16 protein-coding genes and 1 other RNA gene are annotated in these 17,686 nt (G+C 66.1%); 4 read left to right on the top strand and 13 right to left on the bottom strand.

Translation table 11 applies throughout. The features are described 5' to 3' along the window. Positions 1-19 precede the first annotated feature (19 nt). Both rpsI and rplM read right to left on the bottom strand, forming a co-directional pair. Complete coding sequence (gene rpsI / locus BG90_RS10710) at positions 20-412, bottom strand: 30S ribosomal protein S9 (protein ID WP_010106367.1); 393 nt, start codon at positions 410-412, stop codon at positions 20-22. Between the two features lie 11 nt (positions 413-423). Further along, entirely contained in the window at positions 424-852 is a 429-nt protein-coding gene (gene rplM, locus BG90_RS10705) for a 50S ribosomal protein L13 (RefSeq protein ID WP_004522094.1), read from the bottom strand. Between the two features lie 668 nt (positions 853-1,520). Here rplM and BG90_RS10700 point away from each other — a divergent pair. Then, positions 1,521-1,943, top strand: coding sequence for an OsmC family protein (locus BG90_RS10700; protein ID WP_010106368.1), 423 nt, complete (start codon positions 1,521-1,523; stop codon positions 1,941-1,943). 102 nt (positions 1,944-2,045) lie between these two features. Here the strand turns inward: BG90_RS10700 and rnpB are convergent. The 3 genes from rnpB to pyrC form a co-directional block, all read right to left on the bottom strand. After that, positions 2,046-2,457, bottom strand: an RNA gene (gene rnpB / locus BG90_RS31160) — RNase P RNA component class A. 181 nt (positions 2,458-2,638) lie between these two features. Beyond that, positions 2,639-3,430: a DUF3025 domain-containing protein gene (locus tag BG90_RS10695; protein WP_374189765.1), complete on the bottom strand. Its 792-nt coding sequence runs from the start codon at positions 3,428-3,430 to the stop codon at positions 2,639-2,641. A gap of 313 nt (positions 3,431-3,743) precedes the next feature. Continuing rightward, positions 3,744-4,802 carry a dihydroorotase gene (gene pyrC, locus BG90_RS10690; RefSeq protein WP_010106376.1) on the bottom strand — a complete coding sequence of 353 codons (1,059 nt, stop codon included), beginning with the start codon at positions 4,800-4,802 and terminating at the stop codon, positions 3,744-3,746. Between the two features lie 203 nt (positions 4,803-5,005). On the opposite strand from pyrC, the gene BG90_RS10685 reads away from it, so the two are divergent. Beyond that, on the top strand, positions 5,006-5,911 hold the full coding sequence (locus tag BG90_RS10685; RefSeq protein ID WP_025989991.1) for a class II glutamine amidotransferase: 906 nt from the start codon (positions 5,006-5,008) through the stop codon (positions 5,909-5,911). 494 nt (positions 5,912-6,405) lie between these two features. On the opposite strand, the gene BG90_RS10680 is transcribed toward BG90_RS10685, so the two are convergent. The 6 genes from BG90_RS10680 to BG90_RS10650 all read right to left on the bottom strand — a co-directional run bounded on the left by BG90_RS10680 (position 6,406) and on the right by BG90_RS10650 (position 12,287). Further along, positions 6,406-7,131, bottom strand: coding sequence for an amino acid ABC transporter ATP-binding protein (locus BG90_RS10680; protein WP_010117072.1), 726 nt, complete (start codon positions 7,129-7,131; stop codon positions 6,406-6,408). After that, the gene (gene gltK, locus BG90_RS10675; RefSeq protein WP_010106390.1) at positions 7,128-7,805 is read right to left on the bottom strand and encodes a glutamate/aspartate ABC transporter permease GltK; all 678 of its coding nucleotides are present in this window, start codon (positions 7,803-7,805) and stop codon (positions 7,128-7,130) included. The genes BG90_RS10680 and gltK overlap by 4 nt, the downstream gene beginning before the upstream one ends. Next, positions 7,805-8,545, bottom strand: coding sequence for an amino acid ABC transporter permease (locus tag BG90_RS10670; RefSeq protein WP_010117073.1), 741 nt, complete (start codon positions 8,543-8,545; stop codon positions 7,805-7,807). The genes gltK and BG90_RS10670 overlap by 1 nt, the downstream gene beginning before the upstream one ends. An 82-nt stretch (positions 8,546-8,627) precedes the next feature. Further along, the gene (locus BG90_RS10665; protein ID WP_010117076.1) at positions 8,628-9,521 is read right to left on the bottom strand and encodes a glutamate/aspartate ABC transporter substrate-binding protein; all 894 of its coding nucleotides are present in this window, start codon (positions 9,519-9,521) and stop codon (positions 8,628-8,630) included. A gap of 218 nt (positions 9,522-9,739) precedes the next feature. Next, positions 9,740-11,044, bottom strand: coding sequence for a Glu/Leu/Phe/Val family dehydrogenase (locus tag BG90_RS10660; protein ID WP_010117078.1), 1,305 nt, complete (start codon positions 11,042-11,044; stop codon positions 9,740-9,742). A 295-nt stretch (positions 11,045-11,339) separates the two neighbouring features. After that, on the bottom strand, positions 11,340-12,287 hold the full coding sequence (locus tag BG90_RS10650; RefSeq protein WP_010106397.1) for a LysR substrate-binding domain-containing protein: 948 nt from the start codon (positions 12,285-12,287) through the stop codon (positions 11,340-11,342). 478 nt (positions 12,288-12,765) lie between these two features. On the opposite strand from BG90_RS10650, the gene BG90_RS10645 reads away from it, so the two are divergent. Next, a complete protein-coding gene (locus BG90_RS10645) occupies positions 12,766-14,172 on the top strand; it encodes an MFS transporter (protein ID WP_010117080.1) in 1,407 nt (468 codons plus the stop codon). A 107-nt stretch (positions 14,173-14,279) separates the two neighbouring features. Next, positions 14,280-15,668 (top strand): adenylosuccinate lyase, encoded by a 1,389-nt coding sequence (gene purB / locus BG90_RS10640; protein ID WP_010106400.1) that lies wholly within the window; start codon positions 14,280-14,282, stop codon positions 15,666-15,668. A 102-nt stretch (positions 15,669-15,770) separates the two neighbouring features. On the opposite strand, the gene BG90_RS10635 is transcribed toward purB, so the two are convergent. Continuing rightward, positions 15,771-16,292, bottom strand: coding sequence for a gluconokinase (locus tag BG90_RS10635; RefSeq protein WP_025989992.1), 522 nt, complete (start codon positions 16,290-16,292; stop codon positions 15,771-15,773). Between the two features lie 12 nt (positions 16,293-16,304). Continuing rightward, a complete protein-coding gene (locus tag BG90_RS10630; protein WP_025989993.1) occupies positions 16,305-17,666 on the bottom strand; it encodes a GntP family permease in 1,362 nt (453 codons plus the stop codon). Between the last annotated feature and the right edge of the window lie 20 nt (positions 17,667-17,686).

Below are 17,686 nucleotides of genomic sequence, written 5' to 3'. Positions count from 1 at the left end.
CGGCGCGCAGCACGAGCGATTAACGCTTCGAGAACTGCTTGGCGCGGCGTGCCTTGTGGAGACCGACCTTCTTACGCTCCACTTCACGAGCGTCACGCGTGACGAAGCCCGCGCTCGACAGCGTCGGCTTCAGCGTCGCGTCGTAGTCGATCAGCGCGCGGGTGATGCCGTGACGCACCGCGCCCGCTTGACCCGTCTCGCCGCCGCCCGACACGTTCACCTTGATGTCGAACGTCTGGCTGTGGCTCGTGAGTTCCAGCGGCTGACGCACGATCATCAGCGACGTTTCGCGCGAGAAGTAGTCAGCGATGGGCTTGCCGTTGACGATGATGTCGCCCTTGCCAGCCTTGATGAAGACACGAGCGACTGCGCTCTTGCGGCGGCCCGTACCGTAATTCCAGTTACCGATCATGTGGGCTCCCCTTAGATCTCGAGCGCCTTCGGCTGTTGCGCCGAATGCGGATGCGTGGCTTCAGCGTAGACCTTCAGCTTCTTGATCATCGCGTAGCCGAGCGGGCCCTTCGGCAGCATGCCCTTGACCGCCTTCTCGAGCGCGCGGCCCGGGAAGCGTTCCTGCATCTTGCCGAACGTCGTTTCATAGATGCCGCCCGGGTAGCCCGAGTGACGGTAGTACTTCTTGTCCAGCGTCTTGTTGCCCGTGACCTTCAGCTTGCTCGCGTTGATGACGATGATGAAATCACCGGTGTCGACGTGCGGGGTGAACTCGGGCTTGTGCTTGCCGCGCAGACGGCGTGCCACTTCGCTGGCGACACGTCCGAGAACCTTATCCGTCGCGTCAATCACGTACCATTCGCGCGTCACCTCATGGGCTTTTGCGGAAAACGTCTTCATGATCGATCCAAAATTGATTGCTGTGCCCAATGCTTTCTTCCCTGCTTGTCTGCTCTTGGCAGGCGCTTCGTGGCGCAATGCAGGCTCTCCCTGTTCTTTCTCCGTGGGCATGAATGCGGAAAAGCCCTGAATTATAAAGGAATTCGATCCGGGAGGTCAAAAGAATCCGACATTCGCCGCCATGTGCGGCGGCGAAGCGCGCATCGCGAGCGCGAAACCGCTGGCGAGAGGCCGCCGAAGCTTGCATTGGACGAAAAAAAGCCCGAACCGCTGGTTCGGGCTTAATCCACCAAAGGAGGAGGGTGGAGGAGACATGCGGAGGTTGCCGCAGCGCGACAACCAATGATTGGCATTATACGAAGCCGGCCTCGTCAGCACAAGAAAAACCGCATGGAGAAATGTATTCTCATAATATGGAAAATTAGCCGACTTCCCCGCGCGCAAATTTCCTCTTTATAATCAAAAAGATACTCAGATTCCCCTGAAGAAACGCCTTTTTCGCCTAGAGTAAAACCCCTAAAGATCGGAGGGCATTCGGTGTCGTCCGGATCGCATGCGACGCTCCGTCAGGCGTCACTCTCATCCGTCCTGCAGCGCATCAGCCGACTGTTTCGGGCGGGGCTACAATGCCGGTTCATAATCGAATCAAGCAACGCTGGAGCTCGCGCATGGAATGCAAAGTAAGCTGGATGGGACAGGATGGCATGGCGTTCGCCGCCCAAACGGGCAGCGGCCACCTCGTCACGATGGACGGCGCGCCCGAAGGCGGCGGACACGATCTCGCGCCGCGTCCGATGGAGATGGTTCTCGTCGGCACGGGCGGCTGCACGGCCTATGACGTCGTGCTGATCCTCAAGAAGAGCCGCCAGGAAGTGACGGGCTGCTCCGTGACGCTGCAGGCGGAGCGCGCGAGCGAGGACCCGAAGGTGTTCACGAAGGTCCACTTCCATTTCACGGTGACGGGCCGCAACCTGAATCCCGCGACCGTCGAGCGCGCGATCAACCTGTCGCACGACAAATACTGCTCGGCGTCGATCATGATCGCGAAGACGGCCGAGCTGTCGCACTCGTTCGAAATCGTCGCCGCGTAACGCGCCGTTCGCGGCGCGAGCGCCAGGACACGCGCGAGGCCAAGCAGGGCCCGAAAAGGAAAAGGCCGGCGCCGCATGCGGCGCCGGCCTTTCGTCATCGTGCGGCAAAGCGGACCGATAAGCCGGATTCTGTGCGCGCCGTGCGCCCGAAGACACGCGGCCCGTGGCAGCCATTCCTCTAGGCGCGCCATTGCTGACGCGCTCAAGCTTCCTACCCGCAGACGAGGCGGGGGCACCGCCCTGCATCCGAGGATGCGCGTCTGCCTACTTGGAATTGCTCCGGGTGGAGGTTACCGTGCCGGTCTGCGTCGCCGCAGCCGCGGTGCGCTCTTACCGCACCGTTTCACCCTTACCTGATCCCGGCTTGCGCCGGGCCATCGGCGGTTTGCTTTCTGTTGCCCTGTTCCGCGTGTCGCCACGGATGGCCGTTAGCCATCACCCTGCCCTGTCGGAGTCCGGACTTTCCTCGCCCTTCGCGGCGAACCGCAAAGGCCGCGACTGCCTGGCCCGCTTTGCGAGCGGGATTCTAGCACTGTGGAACAGCGGTCGCTTGGGACTCGCTGTTTTGCGGCGTCGCGGATCGCGTGGCCGCGTGCCGAGTGGTCGATTGGCGGGTTGCCGGATTGCTTGGTGCTTGGCGCTGGCGAATGATCGGCTGACCGCTCGATTGGACGACCGTTCAGCGCTCCTTCGCCTCAGCCGGCGCGGGAGCGGCGGCCACTGCGAAACACCTGCCGATCGTCGTAGAACGACGGCGACTCGTTCGCAGGCCACCAGCCCGGCACGCCGAGCACCGGCAACGGCGCGAACGCACGGCTCGTCGGCTCGGTCCCGGCGAGCGCCGCCGCGACACGTTCGTCGAGCCACGCGCAACGCTCGGCGTCGGCCCACTCGAAATACGCGGCCGGCACGTCGACGATCCACGTGTGCGCGGTGCAGCCCTTGTACGGATCGACGAGCTTTTCGAGCAGCGCATGGCCGACGATCCGCGCTTCGCAGCCCGCCCCCCATGCGGCACGCGACGCGCGCATCAGCGCCGGCCAGTCGAAGCCGCGCAGCGCGGCCGCGAGCGCCGGATCCGATGTCGCGAAGAGCGCCGCGTTCTCGTCGAACAGCGTGAGCGCGTCGCGGACGGCACCACGCACGGGGCCGACGCCCGTCGCGTCGATCGCCGCGGCCTGGCGCGCGTTGAGCGTCGCCTTGATGCGCGGATACGCGAACCAGACGAGCGCATTGAAGAAGTCGTGCAGGTTGTGGCGGGTCGGGACGGCGCCCGTCTCGGCGATGTGCGTCTCGTACGCGACGCCCGCCGGCAGCGCCGCCTGTTCGATGAAGCGCAGCGGCAGGCCGCGGCCCGTCGCGATTCGCTCGGCTTGCGCGTCGTCGTTCAACATGCGCAGCCACGCCGCTTCGCCTCGCTGCGCGGCCTGCGTCCATCGCCTGCCGCGCGCGGCGAACGGCGCGAGCCACGGCGCGCACCAGTCGATTCGTTCGAAATCGGAGCACGTGGGGACCGAACGCGGCGCGCCTCGGTCGCCTGAAGCGCGAGATTCACCCGCGCTTTCCGTACCACCCACGGCCGCCGGGCGATCCGCAACCGGCGGCTCGCCGGCGCCGCGCGAATCGCTTGCGCGGTCGGCGGCGCCCCTCTTGCCCGAACGCGGCAGGCCCGCCGCGCCGCCTGGCAGACCCGCATCGTCCGGCAGGCCCGCGTCGCTCATGTCGTCCGCATCGCCCATTTCGTCCGCACCGAATCCGCCGAGCGCGGCGGCGACCATGCCGACCGCCGCGTTCCGCGCGTCAGACGAGCCGCCAGCCGATCGGCTCGCCGCCGCGCAGCGGCACGACGGACGCGTCGCCCGCGTCGATCTCGCGCGGCAGCTCCCACGTCTCGCGACGCAGCGTCACCGTCTCGCCGCTGCGCGGCAATCCGTAGAAATCCGCGCCGAAGAAGCTCGCGAAGCCTTCGAGCTTGTCCAGCGCGCCCGCCTGATCGAACGCCTCCGTGTACAGCTCGAGCGCGTGCAGCGCCGTGTAGCAGCCCGCGCAGCCGCACGCGGCCTCTTTCGCACCCTTCACGTGCGGCGCGCTGTCGGTGCCGAGGAAAAAGCGCGGATTGCCCGACGTCGCCGCGGCGATGAGCGCGACCCGGTGCGTCTCGCGCTTCAGCACCGGCAGGCAGTAGTAATGCGGCCGGATCCCGCCCACGAACATCGCGTTGCGGTTGTACAGCAGATGGTGCGCGGTGATCGTCGCGCCGAGGAGGCCGGGCGCCGCGTCGGCGTCGCGCACGTAGTCGGCCGCGTCCTTCGTCGTGATGTGCTCGAACACCACCTTGAGCCCCGGCAGCGCGCGGCGCAGCGGTTCCATCACGCGATCGATGAACACCTTTTCGCGGTCGAACAGGTCGATCGACGCGTCCGTCACCTCGCCGTGCACGAGGAGCGGCATCCCCACGTCCTGCATCGCCTCGAGCGTCTTCGCGCATTTGCCGAGCAAATCGGTCACGCCGGCGTCCGAGTTCGTCGTCGCGCCCGCCGGATACAGCTTCACGCCATGCACGAAGCCGCTTTCGCGCGCGCGGCGGATCTCGTCGGCGGGCGTGTTGTCGGTCAGGTACAGCGTCATCAACGGCTCGAACGTCATGCCGGCCGGCAGCGCGGCGAGAATGCGCTCGCGGTACGCCTGCGCCTGCGCGGTCGTCGTGACGGGCGGCTTCAGGTTCGGCATGATGATCGCGCGGCCGAACTGGCGGGCGGTGTGCGGCAGGACGGCCGCGAGCATCGCGCCGTCGCGCACGTGCAAGTGCCAGTCGTCGGGGCGTGCGAGGGTCAGCGTGGCGGGAGCAGAAGCATTCATGATGTCGTGGGAATGGCGCGCGGCGACGAGCGATGCGCGGCACGCCGGCCGCGCGCGGCGCCGATTGACGGCAAACCGCAACACGGAACCGCTTGCGCGCGGTTTTCGCCTTTTGCCGCTTTGGGCTCGGTGATATGCTTGAAGCCGACATTGTACCGGTTCCGTCCGGTGTACACCCCGCCAGCCCCAGCCGCGCCCGCGATATGTGCCAACTCTTCGGAATGAACTGCGCCGAACCGACGGACGTGACGTTCTCGTTTACCGGCTTTGCGGCCCGCGGCGGGCTCACCGACCACCATGCCGACGGCTGGGGCATCGCGTTCTTCGAGGACAAGGCGTGCCGCCTCTTCATCGACCAGCAGTCGTCCGCGACGTCGCCCATCGCCGAGATGGTCAAGCGCTATCCGATCAAGTCGAAGAACACGATCGCGCACATCCGCAAGGCGACGCAGGGGCACATCCTGCTCGAGAACTGCCATCCGTTCATGCGCGAGCTGTGGGGCCGCCACTGGATCTTCGCGCACAACGGCGATCTGCAGGGCTACGCGCCCGATCTCGAAGGCGGCGTCTATCAGCCGGTCGGCACGACCGACAGCGAGAAGGCGTTCTGCAAGCTGATGCAGGGGCTGCGCGACGCGTTCCCCGGCGCGCAGCCGCCGCTGCCCGAGTTGTTCGAGCAGGTCGGCGAGCTCACGCGCGACATCACGCGGCACGGCGTCTTCAACTTCCTGATGTCGAACGGGCAGGCGCTGTTCGCGCACTGCTCGACGCGCCTGCATTACCTCGTGCGGCGCTGGCCGTTCTCGACCGCACACCTGATCGACGAGGACATCTCGATCGATTTCGCGAAATACACGACGCCGGAAGACCGTGTCGCGGTGATCGCGACGCAGCCGCTCACCGACGACGAAGTGTGGACCGCGCTCGAGCCGGGCGAGCTCGTGATGTTCCAGTGCGGCGACGTCGCGGCGACGATGCGCATCCCGGTGCCGGAGGCCGTGCTCGACAAGCTCAGGAATCCGGAGCTCGATGCGTCCGCATCGGCGCCGCGCCGGGCGGCCGCGCTCGCGGCGAGCGGCGATCTCGGCGACGATCCGGTCGATTTCTGATTCCATATCGCTCGATGGGACACATCAGCGGCGGCGCATTCGCTGTTGAAGCCCCGGGCTGCCGGATGCAGCGTCGCCGAGTGACGCGCGCAACACGCATGCGATGTCATGACGCCGACCAGCAGGCGGCGGCCGTCGAGCATCCGCGTTGCCGAGCGTATCGCGGCGGCGCGGCGGCGCGCGCTCGTTTCGAATGAGGGCAGCGAAGCGACTGCCAATTCCCACTTAGCTTGCACGCGGAATGCCGCCGTCGATGGCGATGGCAAGTCGGATACGCCAACGACGCCGCGTGCGCGTCCCTGCTCCACTTCTTGCTCCGCCGCCAGCCGCCGCGTAAAGACCATCCGGCTCAACCCGCAGCGAGACCGGCCCGCTGATTCAGCTCGGCCACGCGCCGCCATCCAGTCAACAAAAAAGCCGCCCGGCTCTCGCCGGACGGCCTTCGCCTCGCGAGCGGCGCGGCGCGCATGAGCGCCGCGCCGCCGCCCTTGCGATCAATGCAGGATCTTCGCCAGAAAATCCTTCGCGCGATCCGACTTCGGATTCGCGAAGAAGTCTTCCTTGCGGTCGTCCTCGACGATCAAGCCCTGGTCCATGAAGATCACGCGGTGGGCGACCTTCTTCGCGAAGCCCATCTCGTGCGTGACGACCATCATCGTCATGCCTTCCTTCGCGAGCTGGACCATCACGTCGAGCACCTCGTTGATCATCTCCGGATCGAGCGCCGACGTCGGCTCGTCGAACAGCATCGCGATCGGATCCATCGACAGCGCGCGCGCGATCGCGACGCGCTGCTGCTGGCCGCCCGACAACTGCCCCGGATACTTGTGCGCATGCGCCTTCAACCCGACGCGATCGAGCAGCTTCAGCCCCTTCTCGGTCGCCTCGTCCTTGCTGCGGCCGAGCACCTTGATCTGCGCGAGCGTCAGGTTCTCGGTGATCGACAGGTGCGGAAACAGTTCGAAGTGCTGAAACACCATCCCGACCTTCGAGCGCAGCTTCGACAGGTTCGTCTTCTTGTCGCCGACCGACTGCCCGTTGACGAGAATCTCGCCTTCCTGGAACGGCTCGAGGCCGTTGACCGTCTTGATCAGCGTCGACTTGCCCGAGCCCGACGGCCCGCACACGACCACCACTTCGCCTTTCTTCACTTCCGTCGTGCAGTTGGTCAGCACCTGGAACTGGCCGTACCACTTCGACACGTTCTTAATGGAAATCATCTTGTGACCTTTTTCTGGAGACCTTTGACCAACGCGGATGCGACCGAGCACACGACGAAATAGCATGCGCCCGCGAACAGGATCATCTCGACGCTCGTGCCGTCGCGATCGCCGATGTTCGCGGCCGTGCGGAAGAAGTCCGCCAGGCTGATCACGTAGACGAGTGACGTGTCCTGGAAAAGCACGATCGCCTGCGTGAGCAGCAGCGGCACCATCGCGCGAAACGCCTGCGGCAGGATCACGAGGCGCATCGCCTGCGCGTAGTTCATGCCGAGCGCGAACGACGCATTGACCTGTCCGCGCGGCACCGCCTGAATGCCGGCCCGAATGATCTCCGAATAATAAGCGGCCTCGAACAGCGAGAACGCGACCATCGCCGACGCGAGCCGGATGTCGATCGTCGGCGACAGGCCCAGCACGCCCTGCAGCAGCTGCGGCACGATCAGGAAGAACCACAAGAGCACCATCACGAGCGGGATCGAGCGGAACACGGTGACGTAGCCCTGCGCGAACCACGCGAGCGGCTTGACGCCCGACAGCCGCATCAGCGCAAGCAGCGTGCCCCAGACGATCCCGACCACGATCGCGAGCGCCGTGATCTGCAGCGTGATGATCGCGCCGGTCCAGAGCGTCGGCAGCGCGCCGGGAATACTACTCCAGTCGAACTGATGCATCACTTGCCTCCGATGTAGCCGGGCAGCCGGGACTTGCTTTCGACCCAGCGCATGAACGACATGACGACGAGGTTGATGATCACGTACGCAAGCGTGACGGCGATGAACGACTCGTAGGTCTGCGCGGTGTAGTCGACGAGCTGGCGCGCCTGCGCGGACAGGTCGAGCAGGCCGATCGTCGACGCGACCGCGGAGTTCTTGAAGATATTCAGGAATTCCGACGTGAGCGGCGGCACGATGATCCGGTAGGCGACCGGCAGCAACACGTAGCGATATGTCTGCCATTGCGTGAAGCCCATCGCGAGGCCGGCGGCGCGCTGGCCCCTCGGCAGCGCGTTGATGCCGGAGCGCACCTGCTCGCAGACGCGCGCGCCGGTGAACAGGCCGAGACAGACGATCGACGCGGTGAAGAACTGCGTGCCGGGCGGCAGTTGCTTGATCCAGGTGCCGATCGACGCGGGCAGCAATTCGGGCACGACGAGGTACCAGACGAAGAACTGCACGATGAGCGGAATGTTGCGGAAGATCGATACGTAGACGGTGCCGATCGCCGAGAGCCACTTGTTCGGGACGGTGCGCAGCACGCCGAACAGCGAACCGACGACGAGCGCGATCAGCCACGCGGCGAGCGACACCTTGACCGTCACCCAGAATCCCGACATCAGCCAGCCGAGATAGGTCGTCGGTTCGCCCGTCGAAACAGGGCTCAGGAAGATGCCCCAGTTCCAGTGGTAAGACATAGCCAGACTCCAACAAAAAGAAACGGAAGAAGCCGTGCCTCTTCCGTTTCGTCAGCGCTTGTTAGCTCGAACGGCTGCGCGCTCAGTCGAGCGCCTTGTCGTTCGGGTTCGCGTAGAGCTTCTTCATCTCGTCGGAGAGCTGGAAGTTCAGATTCAAGCCCTTCGGCGGAATCGGATTCTCGAACCACTTCGAATAGATCTTCGCCGCTTCGCCCGATTTCTCGACCTGTGCGATCGCGTCGTCGACGACCTTCTTGAACGCCGGATCGTCCTTGCGCATCATGCAGCCGTACGCCTCCTGCGATTGCGGCTTGCCGACGATCACCCATTCGCCCGGCTGCTTCGCCTTCGCGCGCTCGCCCGCGAGCAGCGCGTCGTCCATCATGAACGCGACCGCGCGGCCCGTCTCGAGCGTCTGGAACGAATCGCCGTGATCCTTCGCGCTGATGATGTTCATCCCCATCTGATTCTTGTTGTTCATCTCGCGCAGCAGACGCTCGGACGTCGTGCCCGCCGTCGTCACGACGGTCTTGCCCTTCAGGTCGGCGAAATCCTTGACGCCCGAATCCTTCTTCGTCATCAGACGCGTACCGATCACGAAGATCGTGTTCGAGAACGCCGCCTGCTTCTGGCGGTCGAGATTGTTCGTCGTCGAGCCGCACTCGATGTCGACCGTGCCGTTCTGCACGAGCGGAATGCGGTTCTGCGACGTCACCGGAATGTTCTTCACCTGCAGGTTCGGCAGGTTCAGCTTCTTCTTGACCGCATCGACGACCTTCATCTGGAAGTCGCGCGAGTAGCCGACGACCTGCTGGCTCTGGTCATAGTACGAGAACGGAATCGACGATTCACGGTGCCCCAGCGCGATCACGCCCGTGTCCTTGATTTTTTTCAGCGTGCCCGTTTCTTGAGCGATGGCGCCGCCGGCGAACGTGCTCAGCGCCGCGACCATCAGCATTGCTTTCGGGAATTTCATCGTTGTCATCTCCTTGGCGAAAACCCGCGCCAGTTTAGCAAAGTAATTTTTATGAAAGTAATGGTTGTTAACCACACTTTTGACCGGGTGGCGTGCGCATCGCCGAACGCGTGCCGCGTCCGCATGCGCGCGCGGGCGGCACCGGATCCGGTGCCGCCCGCGGGTAAATCACGGCGCGGTTCGTCGAGCCGCGCCGTCGATCGATCGAAATCGATCGATCAGGGGTACAGGCCGCGCATTTCGCGCGCCATCAGGATACGCTTGCACGCGACGATGAACGCCGCGGTGCGCACCGACACCTTGTGCTCTTCCGCGACCGCCCACACGCCGGCGAACGCTTCGCGCATCACGCGCTCGAGACGGTGGTTGATCTCGTCTTCCGTCCAGAAGAAGCTCGAGAAGTCCTGCACCCACTCGAAGTACGACACGGTCACGCCGCCCGCGTTCGCGATCACGTCGGGAATCACGAGCACGCCGTTCGCGCTCAGGATGTCGTCCGCGGCCGTCGTCGTCGGGCCGTTCGCGCCTTCGACGATGATCTTCGTGCGGATCTTCGATGCGTTCTTCTCGGTGATCTGGTTTTCGAGCGCGGCCGGGATGAGGATCTCGGTCTCGACCGTCCAGAACTCGTCGTCCGGCATCGGTTCCGCGCCTTCGAAACCGGCGACGCCGCCCGTGTTCGCGACGTGCTCGAGCAGCTTCACCGTGTCGACGCCCGCCGACCGGTAGATCGTGCCCGTGTGATCCTGAACCACGATCACCTTCGCGCCCGCTTCCTGGAACAGACGCGCGGCGATCCCGCCGACGTTGCCGAAGCCTTGCACCGCGATGCGCGCGCCTTCGATCTCGACACCCTTCTTCTTCGCGGCTTCGCAGCCGACGACGAACACGCCGCGGCCCGTCGCTTCCTTGCGGCCGAGCGAACCGCCGAGGGAGATCGGCTTGCCGGTCACGACGCCCGTCGCGGTCTGGCCCTGGTTCATCGAGTACGTGTCCATCATCCACGCCATCACCTGTTCGTTGGTGTTGACGTCAGGCGCCGGAATGTCGGTGTTCGGGCCGATGATGATGCCGATTTCGCTCGTGTAGCGGCGCGTGACGCGCTCGAGCTCGCCGCGCGACAGCTTGCGCGGATCGACGCGGATGCCGCCCTTCGCGCCGCCGTACGGCACGTTCACGGCCGCGTTCTTCACCGACATCCACGCGGACAGCGCCATGACCTCGGAGAGCGTCACGTCCTGGTGATAGCGCACGCCGCCCTTGCCCGGGCCCCGCGACACGTTGTGCTGCACGCGATAGCCCTCGAAGTGCGCGACGGTGCCGTTGTCGAGTTCGATCGGCACGTCGACGATCAGGATGCGCTTCGGGCGCTTCAGCGTTTCAAGCCAGCGCGACAGCGAGCCGAGGTACGGCGCGACGCGGTCGACTTGCTGCAGATAGTTGCCCCAGGGGCCGAGGTCGTCCGCGTGCAGGTAAGACGGAATGGATTGCACGGCGGACGGGGACTGCGATTGCGAAGACATGGAATCTCCAACGGTCGAAGAATGCGCACATTGTCGAAAAAGCGAATTTCGAAATCCAATGCCGTTTGCTTATTCGATTATGCGTTTCGTGCATGATCGGGCTTTTGCGCGAAAAACCGTGCGTTCGCCGTTCGAACAGCGGCAATCCCGATGCGATTCGTCGGAGCAACTTTCGTGCGCGCCGAGCGGGCGCATGCGCGGATGCATCCGCCGGGCGGGCGCGGAGCACGCACGCGCGACGCGCGAATCGCGCCGGGCGCGCAAGGCCGCGTCGTCCGCGCCGCCGCAGTAGCCGTCAGGCCGCGCCGAGCTCCTCGCGCACCACGTCCCAGAGCTCGCGCACGAGCTTCTGGCGCGGCTCGTCGCCCTGCACGGCGAGCTTGTCGCGATAGAGCCGGATTTCCATCGTCAGCGTGAACGGCTCCGCGCCGCCCTTCGCCGCGCGGCCGAGCCGGACGAGGCGCCCGCCCGCGACCGCGTCCTCGACCGCGCTGTGCGGCAGGAACGCGACGCCGTGGCCGGCGAGCGCCATCGCCTTCAGCGCCTCGGCCATGTCGGTCTCGTAGACCTTGTCGAGATAGAGCGGCGCACGAGCGTTCGCGATGATCACCTCGGTCATCCGGCCGAGGTACGCGTTCGGCGTGTACGACAGATACGGCACGGGCGCGTCGGCCGTGCCGGGCAGCGAATAGCGCGCGCGGCCGCCGCGGCCGGGCGCCGAGAACGGGCTGATCGGCTCGGCGCCGAGCGTCAGCATGTCGTAGCGCGCCGGATCGAGCGCGACGGGATGGCTCGGATGGTGATAGCCCATCACGAGATCGCAGCCGCCCTCGACGAGCGACAGCACCGCGTCGTGCACGTTCAGCGCCCGCAACCGCGTGTGAACCTGCCCCATCTTCGCCTCGATCCGCTGCAGCCAGCGCGGGAAGTACGTGAGCGACAGCGTGTGCGGCACCGCGAACTCGATCGTCGGCACCGGCGCGCCGACGTGGCCGCGCAGCAGCGTGCGCGCCTCGTGCGCCTGCGACAGCATCACGAGCGCCTGCTCATAGAACACCTGGCCCGCCTGCGTGAGGCGGGTCGGATAAACCGAACGATCGATCAGTTCCGTGGCGAGCCACGCTTCGAGCGCCTGGATCCGGCGCGAAAACGCGGGTTGCGACACGTGCCGCAGCTCGGCCGAGCGGCTGAAGCTGCGCGTTTCCGCGAGCGACACGAAGTCTTCGAGCCATTTGAGTTCCATGCGTGCCTTTGCTGCGGGAAGCGAGTGCGGGGGAAGAAGCACGCATTTTAACGGCCGGGGGCGTCGGCCGCTCCGTGCGCGGAGCGTGCGGCACGCGCAAGTCGAAGCCGGCGGCGCCTTTCGCTCCAGCGAGCGATCCGGTGCCGCCCCGGCGCGTCGCCACATTCGTGATTCGTCACACTTTCCGCACCGCACCAACGCCGCGCCGCTCGCACAGGCGCGGTGCCGCGGGCCGTCGCGCGCGCCTGCCGACGGTGCGCGCGAGCGCGGCGCCCTCGCGTACGGCAGCCCGCCTCCCGGCTTCGCCGTTTTTCCCGCGAACCTTGCCCGGCGTGCGTTCGCGCCATTTGGAGGGAAACATGCATTTCATTGGCATAAAGATTGCGAAACAGCGTGTCGGCCTGTTTCGCGCATCGCGCAGCGGCTTTTCGCTCCTTTCCACCATCCGCCGTCGACCGGCATACGCGAGGCTTCACCGATGGATACTTTGCGCACCTCCCTCCGGAGCGGCAACTGGCGCTCGCTTCTGGCGTGCTTCCTCTACTTCGATACGGGCTTCACCGTCTGGGTGCTGTACGGCCCGCTCGCGCCGTTCATCAGCAAGGACATCACGATGACGGCCGCGCAACAGGGCTTCCTCGTCGCCGTGCCGGTGCTCGCGGCGGCCATCCTGCGCGTCACGCTCGGCAACCTGTATCAGTCCGCCGACGGCCGGCGCATCGCGCTGATGGGCGTGCTGCTGTCCGCCCTGCCCGCCGTCGTGCTGCCGTTCCTGCCCGGCACGCCGTCGTACACGCTGCTCCTCGTGCTCGGCGTGTTCCTCGGGATCGGCGGCGCGAGCTTCGCGGTCGCGCTGCCGATGGCGGGCAGCAGCTATCCGCCGAAGGTGCAGGGCCTCGTGCTCGGCCTCGCCGCTGCGGGCAACATCGGCGCGGTGCTCGACGGCTTCATGTTCCCCCACATCGCGGCCGCGCTCGGCTGGAAGTTCTCGACGGCGGCCGCGCTGCCGCTCCTCGCGATCGCCGGCTTCGCGCTCTTCGCGTGGGCCGACGACCGCGGCGAGAAATCGGGCAGCGCGAAGCGCGCGTTCGGCGCGTTCGCGTTCACGCTCGTCGGGCTGATCGCGCTCGTGCTCGCCGTGCATGAAGGCGCGTTCGGCGCGGGCAGGACGGGCGTGCTGCTGCTCCCCGTGATGGGCGCGCTCCTCGCGATCGCCGTGCTGCCCGGCCGCTACCGCGCGGTGCTCGCCGAGCGCGACACGTGGGTCATCATGCTGATCTACAGCATCACGTTCGGCGGCTTCGTCGGGATGTCGTCGTACGTGACGCTGCTCCTCACGACGCTCTACCAGATGCCGAAGATCGAAGCGGGCCTCTTCATGTCGCTGCTCGCGTTCCTGGGCGCGATCGTGCGCCCGTTCGGCGGCCACCTCGCCGACCGCATCACCGGCGTGCGCGCGCTGATGGTGATCCTCGCGGCGATCGCCGCCGCCGACTTCGCGTTCGCGGCCGTGATGCCGCCGCTCGCCGGCGGAATCGCGCTCCTCGTGTGCCTGTACATCGCGTTCGGCCTCGGCAACGGTTCGACGTTCCAGCTCGTCCCGCACCGCTGGAAAGGCAAGACGGGCCTGCTGTCCGGCATCGTCGGCGCAGCGGGTGGCGTCGGCGGCTTCTATTTGCCCGTCGTGATGGGCATCGCGAAGGAAAGCACGGGCAGCTATCAGCTCGGCTTCGCGACGTTCGGCGCGCTGTCGACCTGCGCGCTCGCCGCGCTCGTCATGCTGCGCGCGCAGTGGCTGCGCTGGGCCTCGCCCGAGCTCGCGGCGGCCGAGCCGGCGGCCGGAACCGGGATGCCGATCGGCGGCGCGGCGCGCGTCGGCGACTGAGCTTTTTCGATGACGGCGCGCGGCGGCCGGGCGGCCGCGCGCCGATGGTAAAATTCGCGGTTCTCCCCTTCACCGTTTGAACCGCGGCCGCGAGCCTAAGCCCGATCATGTCCGACACCCGTCCCGATACCCTTTTCGCCCTCACTGCGCTCTCGCCCATCGACGGCCGCTATGCCGGCAAGACCGAAGCGCTGCGCGACTGGCTCTCCGAGGCCGCCTTCATGCGCCACCGCGTCACCGTCGAGGTGCACTGGCTGATCGCGCTGTCGCGCGCCGGCTTCGCCGAAGTGCCGCGCTTCTCGGAAGCCGCCGAGCAGTTCCTGCTGCAGCTCGTCGAGCGCTTCACCGCGCACGACGCCGCGCGCATCAAGGAAATCGAGCGCGTGACGAACCACGACGTGAAAGCCGTCGAGTACTGGCTGAAGGAATCGGTCAAAGGCCAGGCCGAGCTCGAGAAGGCAAGCGAGTTCATCCACTTCGCGTGCACGTCGGAAGACATCAACAACACGTCGCACGGGATGATGCTCGCCGGCGCGCGCCAGCACGTGATCCTGCCCGCGCTGCGCACGGTCCACGGCCGCCTCGTCGCGCTCGCGCACGCGCACGCCGGGCAGCCGATGCTGTCGCGCACGCACGGCCAGCCGGCCAGCCCGACGACGCTCGGCAAGGAAATCGCGAACGTCGCCGCGCGTCTTGCGCGCGCGATCGAGCGGATCGAGAAGGTCGAGATCCTCGGCAAGATGAACGGCGCGGTCGGCAACTTCAACGCGCACCTGTCCGCGTATCCGGAGTTCGACTGGGAAGCGTTCTCGCGCGACGTGATCGAGAACCGCCTGAAGCTCACGTTCAACCCGTACACGATCCAGATCGAGCCGCACGACTACATGGCCGAGCTGTTCGACGCCGTCTCGCGCGCGAACACGATCCTGCTCGACCTCGACCGCGACGTCTGGGGCTACATCTCGGTCGGCTACTTCAAGCAGAAGACGAAGGCGGGCGAAATCGGCTCGTCGACGATGCCGCACAAGGTCAACCCGATCGATTTCGAAAACTCGGAAGGCAACCTCGGCCTCGCGAACGCGACGCTGCGCCACCTCGCCGACAAGCTGCCCGTGTCGCGCTGGCAGCGCGACCTCACCGATTCGACGGTGCTGCGCAACATGGGCGTCGCGCTCGGCTATTCGCTGCTCGCGTACGACGCGCTGATCCGCGGCCTCGACAAGCTCGAAGTGAATCCGCAGCGCCTGAACGATGACCTCGACAACTGTTGGGAAGTGCTCGCCGAGCCGGTGCAGACGGTGATGCGCCGCTACGGCATCGAGAACCCGTACGAGCAGTTGAAGGAGCTGACGCGCGGCAAGGGCATCACGCGCGACGCGCTGCAGCAGTTCATCGGCACGCTCGCGATCCCGCAGGACGCGAAGGAACGCCTTCTCGCGATGACGCCCGCGTCGTACGTCGGCAAGGCGGTCGAGCTCGCGAAGCGCATCGCGTAACGCGCGTCGACGACGCCATGAGAAAGGCGCCCCGCGGGGCGCCTTTCTTTTTGCTGCGGCTGCGGCGAACGGCAGCGGCGGCCGCGATGCGGCCGCACGCCGTCACTGCTGTTGTTGTTGCTGTTGCTGCCGCTCGCCGCCGAGCCGGCTCATCACGCGATCGACGATCTCGTCCGGCGTGAGCTCGATGCCGACCTCGATCGCCTCGTCCGGACCCGGCTCCTCGAGCGTGTCGAGCTGGCTTTGCAGCAGCGACGGATCGAAGAAGTGCCCGGTGCGCGTCTTCAGCCGCTCGCGCAGCATGTCGAACGAGCCCTTCAGATAAACGAAGCGCACGTCGCGATCGTTGCCGCGCAGGATGTCGCGGTACGCGCGCTTGAGCGACGAGCACGTGAACACGGCCGTCTCGCCCGCGCGCTGCTTCGCCTCGATGGCGTCGCGGATCGACTGGAGCCACGGCCAGCGGTCTTCGTCGGTGAGCGGAATGCCGTGGTGCATCTTTTCCTTGTTGGCGGCGCTGTGAAACGCGTCGCCGTCGGTATAGCTGCACGACAGGCGTTCCGCGAGCATCTCGCCGATCCGCGACTTGCCCGCGCCCGACACGCCCATTGCGATCAGAATCATTGACTACCCCTTTTACAGAACCGCGCTCAGCACCAGCGTAAACGTCAGGCCGAGCAGCGAGATGATCGTTTCGAGCAGCGTCCAGGTCTTGAACGTCTGGCCCACGGTCATCCCGAAATATTCCTTGATCAGCCAGAAGCCGCCATCGTTCACGTGCGAGAAGATCAGCGAACCCGACCCCGTCGCGAGCACCAGCAGCTCCGGCTTGACCGTGACGCCCGAGGCCGCCGCGATCGGCGCGACGATGCCGCAGGCGGTCGTCATCGCGACCGTCGCCGAGCCCGTCGCGAGACGGATCAGCGCCGCGACGAACCAGCCGAGCAGGAGCGGCGACAGGTTCGCGTGCGTCGCGGTCGCGACGATCTGCTGCGAGATGCCGCTGTCGCGCAGGATACCGCCAAAGCCGCCGCCTGCGCCGACGATCAGCGTGATGCCCGCGATCGGCGCAAGACATTCGCCGCAGAATTTCTGGATCTGGTCGCGCTTGAAGCCTTGCAGCTTGCCGAACGTGAAGAAGCTCACGAGCACGGCGATCAGGAGCGCGACGTCCGAGTTGCCGGCGAAGCGCAGCAGATTGTTCGGCAGCGACTTCGGCGCGAAGATGAGATCGGCCCAGCTGCCGACGAGCATCAGCACGACGGGCAGCAGGATCGTGAACAGCGTGATGCCGAAGCCCGGCAGCTCGCGCTTCTCGCCCGGCGCGCGAGTCTCGACGAATTGCGCGGCGAGCGGGTTGTTTTCCGGCAGCTTCACGAATTTCGAGATCGTGAGCGCGAAGAGCGGACCGGCGACGATCGCGGTCGGCACGCCGACGATAAGCCCGTAGGCGATCGTCTTGCCGATGTCGGCGCCGTATTGCTGGACGGCGAGGAGCGCCGCCGGGTGCGGCGGAATCAGGCCGTGCACGACGGACAGGCCGGCGACCATCGGCAGGCCGACGACGAGGAGCGACTTGCCGGTGCGCTTCGCGACGTTGAACGCGATCGGGATCAGCAGCACGAAGCCGACTTCGAAGAAGACCGGCAGGCCGACGATGATCGCGACGAACATCATCGCCCAGTGGATGTTCTTCTCGCCGAACCAGTCGATCAGCGTGGTCGCGATCCGCTCGGCGCCGCCCGACTCGGCCATCATCTTGCCGAGCATCGTGCCGAGACCGACGACGATCGCGATATGGCCGAGCGTGCCGCCCGTCCCCGCTTCGAACGATTTCACGATCTTGTCCATCGGCATGCCGACCACGAGGCCGAGACCGAGCGACACGATGATGAGCACGAGGAACGGATAGACCTTGTAGCGCGCGATCATCAGGATCAGCACCGCGATCGCGATCACGGTGTAAATCAGCAGCATGCTGCCTTGGACAGCCCCCATGTAGCACTCCTCCTTGGGAT

This window comes from Burkholderia oklahomensis C6786, assembly GCF_000959365.1.
GTDB classification, from domain to species: domain Bacteria; phylum Pseudomonadota; class Gammaproteobacteria; order Burkholderiales; family Burkholderiaceae; genus Burkholderia; species Burkholderia oklahomensis.
This window is presented reverse-complemented; position numbering and strand designations above follow the sequence as displayed.

Excerpts from the sequence above, each read along its gene's own strand:
- rpsI (WP_010106367.1), bottom strand. The coding sequence starts at position 412 with ATGATCGGTAACTGGAATTACGGTACGGGCCGCCGCAAGAGCGCAGTC.
- BG90_RS10635 (WP_025989992.1), bottom strand. The coding sequence starts at position 16,292 with ATGATTCTGATCGCAATGGGCGTGTCGGGCGCGGGCAAGTCGCGGATC.
- pyrC (WP_010106376.1), bottom strand. The coding sequence starts at position 4,802 with ATGAATGCTTCTGCTCCCGCCACGCTGACCCTCGCACGCCCCGACGAC.
- BG90_RS10660 (WP_010117078.1), bottom strand. The coding sequence starts at position 11,044 with ATGTCTTCGCAATCGCAGTCCCCGTCCGCCGTGCAATCCATTCCGTCT.
- purB (WP_010106400.1), top strand. The coding sequence starts at position 14,280 with ATGTCCGACACCCGTCCCGATACCCTTTTCGCCCTCACTGCGCTCTCG.
- BG90_RS10670 (WP_010117073.1), bottom strand. The coding sequence starts at position 8,545 with ATGTCTTACCACTGGAACTGGGGCATCTTCCTGAGCCCTGTTTCGACG.
- BG90_RS10665 (WP_010117076.1), bottom strand. The coding sequence starts at position 9,521 with ATGAAATTCCCGAAAGCAATGCTGATGGTCGCGGCGCTGAGCACGTTC.
- BG90_RS10645 (WP_010117080.1), top strand. The coding sequence starts at position 12,766 with ATGGATACTTTGCGCACCTCCCTCCGGAGCGGCAACTGGCGCTCGCTT.
- gltK (WP_010106390.1), bottom strand. The coding sequence starts at position 7,805 with ATGCATCAGTTCGACTGGAGTAGTATTCCCGGCGCGCTGCCGACGCTC.
- BG90_RS10700 (WP_010106368.1), top strand. The coding sequence starts at position 1,521 with ATGGAATGCAAAGTAAGCTGGATGGGACAGGATGGCATGGCGTTCGCC.
- BG90_RS10650 (WP_010106397.1), bottom strand. The coding sequence starts at position 12,287 with ATGGAACTCAAATGGCTCGAAGACTTCGTGTCGCTCGCGGAAACGCGC.
- BG90_RS10630 (WP_025989993.1), bottom strand. The coding sequence starts at position 17,666 with ATGGGGGCTGTCCAAGGCAGCATGCTGCTGATTTACACCGTGATCGCG.
- rplM (WP_004522094.1), bottom strand. The coding sequence starts at position 852 with ATGAAGACGTTTTCCGCAAAAGCCCATGAGGTGACGCGCGAATGGTAC.
- BG90_RS10685 (WP_025989991.1), top strand. The coding sequence starts at position 5,006 with ATGTGCCAACTCTTCGGAATGAACTGCGCCGAACCGACGGACGTGACG.
- BG90_RS10680 (WP_010117072.1), bottom strand. The coding sequence starts at position 7,131 with ATGATTTCCATTAAGAACGTGTCGAAGTGGTACGGCCAGTTCCAGGTG.